A 236-nucleotide genomic window follows, 5' to 3' on the forward strand; every position below is an offset into this window, starting at 1 on the left:
GCTCAACCCTGTGCTGATGGGGGCCGCCTGCCTGGCACTGGCTGGCTGTGCCGAGCAGGGGCCGGCGGCGGGGGTGCACGAACTGACCCTGCTTCCCGAACCGGTGGCCACTGCGGCGCCGCTACCGGGGGGCGGCCACGTGCTTCGGCGCGTGCATTTTCGCGACCGCCACGGGGAAGGCCTGCTGGTGCTGGAGCGAAGTGACGAAACCCATGAGGATGCCGACAGCGGCAACG

Annotated in this window: 1 pseudogene; it reads left to right on the forward strand. The window is 71.2% G+C overall.

The features are described 5' to 3' along the window. Nucleotides 1-236: pseudogene (locus KVS69_RS20560) on the forward strand (hypothetical protein); the annotation flags it as partial.

It is taken from the genome of Stenotrophomonas sp. GbtcB23, from assembly GCF_019091045.1.
GTDB classification, from domain to species: domain Bacteria; phylum Pseudomonadota; class Gammaproteobacteria; order Xanthomonadales; family Xanthomonadaceae; genus Stenotrophomonas; species Stenotrophomonas rhizophila_A.